1 protein-coding gene is annotated in these 1,634 nt (G+C 53.3%); it reads right to left on the bottom strand.

Annotated features, from left to right (window positions below; translation table 11 throughout):
• Positions 1-1,536: O-antigen translocase (locus AB6A65_RS11285; RefSeq protein ID WP_371038486.1), on the bottom strand; the 1,536-nt coding region annotated here is incomplete at its 3' end.
• Between the last annotated feature and the right edge of the window lie 98 nt (positions 1,537-1,634).

Below are 1,634 nucleotides of genomic sequence, written 5' to 3'. Positions count from 1 at the left end.
AGCGTACGCAATTCCGAATGCGTACCCAGTAGCGTCCAAACCCATAGAAGGCAATCCGAGCCATACGCACACCAGAAATATGATGCTGAACTGTACTTGCAGATAAAGGAAGGCACCTGATCGTCCGGCTGCGACGAGAGAGAATCCGATAGTCCATTCCGCCAGCTTGAAAACATTCCCGAGCATTTGCCACTGCAGTACTGGTACGGCAGATGTGAACTCGGCCGAGTAGAGTATGGGTATCAATACGGGGGCCAAACCGATCATCAAAATGAGGATTGGCCCGCCTAGCGCCAGCACTAGTTGCAGTTGATCGTTCATGAGGTGGTTCGTGGCCTCAAGATCTTTGTTGACCTCGCTTAAGCGCGGAAAATAGTCGGCACCCATCGACTGCAGCAGGAAGCCGATATAGGTCATCGTGATCGTCCATGCAGCAGCGAACTGACCTGCGGCATCGAGACCAATTTCCCGCGTGATCATGGTTCGAACAAGAAGAAGCGTGGCTGTGATCAGTAATCCACCAAGCATGAACGCCACGCCAAGCCGAACCATCGGCTGCCAATGCTGGCAGATCTCAGTAATTGAGGGCCATTTCAAGCGTGTGATTTGTAAGCGACGAACATAGATCGCTCCGACCAAAAGCGCACCTATTGGTTCGGCCAACAGGAACCAGATTAGGCCATCGCTGCCCAAGATCCACACGGCTGTGATGCCGCAGACCGAACCCAGAAGCGTACCCAGTACCATGACGCGACCGAGATCGCTAATCCGACGCAACCCCTGGAGAAGTGTTTGCTGGGAAGAGGACAACAGTATCAACAGAACTGCAACACCGACCAGTCCAATTTCGGTCGCCTGCCGTGTGTCGCCCAATAGCCAAAGTGATAACTCCTCCCGGAGGATCCAGATCAATACCATCGCAATCCCGCCTTGGACGGCAAGCGCAACCACGAGGACTTGTCGCAGGCGTCCAAGGATTTCGGTATCTCCGCGCGAGGAAGCCAATTCCCGCACCCCGCTCTGTGGCAGCCCCAATCCCGCGGCTTGGCTGCCCAGCATCTGAAGATTGGAAAATACGGATAGCAACCCGGTGCCCGATGGGCCAAGCGTCACTGCGACAAACTTGGCTTTTATGACGCGAATGAAGATGGAGAGAAACTGAGCCGATGCGATAACAACCATCGACTTCAGCAAGCCTCGAGTATTCTCGCCAAAAGGCATAGGTTTGGTCATGAGGTGACCGAAATACTTTGATAGACGTCGCTTGGTTTGCTGGCCAAGATACAGGTATGATGGCCCCCGTTTTTGCGATAGATAGGAGGCGCGCGCAACGCTCGAGTGCCACACTTGGCGCGCGCCGTCACTTGGCGATGACGAAATCGCATCCCCATCAGTTCGTTGTTGGAAGCCATCTTCGTCATCGCGTTTACATGATTTTTTGAGATGGTAAGGCCGAAGGTCGAGCAAGGCAATATTCGGTCTTGGTATTTTGTCCCATTTCATGGACTTGTTGCACAAAACTTGTGGGGGATTCATCTTGTGACTCCAGTGTGATGCCTGGGGTACAAGAACAGACCTACACCCTCGACTTATAGGACCGGCTCTGTTGCACAAATCGGCTTTTGACCGAGGTT

The sequence above is a fragment of the Rhodosalinus sp. FB01 genome (assembly GCF_041365715.1).
Taxonomy (GTDB): domain Bacteria; phylum Pseudomonadota; class Alphaproteobacteria; order Rhodobacterales; family Rhodobacteraceae; genus Rhodosalinus.
Note: the sequence above shows the minus strand (reverse complement) of the source record. Positions and strands in the feature narration are given on the sequence as shown.